1 pseudogene is annotated in these 235 nt (G+C 70.6%); it reads right to left on the reverse strand.

The window, feature by feature from the left end:
- Positions 1-215 (reverse strand): annotated as a pseudogene (locus tag D7Y21_RS43275) (hypothetical protein); the annotation flags it as partial.
- Positions 216-235 lie beyond the last annotated feature (20 nt).

The raw sequence follows: 235 nt of genomic DNA on the forward strand, positions 1-235 counted from the left end.
GCCTCGCCTCGCCTCGCCTCGCCTCGCCTCGCCTCGCCTCGCCTCGCCTCGCCTCGCCTCGCCTCGCCTCGCCTCGCCTCGCCTCGCCTCGCCTCGCCTCGCCTCGCCTCGCCTCGCCTCGCCTCGCGTTGCAGTTCGGGCAGCTTCATGGAGACGAAGAACTTTCGGGATCGGGGCGAGTGCTTCTCGAAGTCGTCCGTCGTGACTTCCCACAACGTTCGACGAGGCAGCGCCA

Origin of the sequence: Corallococcus sp. AB045, assembly GCF_003668895.1 — a bacterium.
In the GTDB taxonomy this organism is placed as follows: domain Bacteria; phylum Myxococcota; class Myxococcia; order Myxococcales; family Myxococcaceae; genus Corallococcus; species Corallococcus coralloides.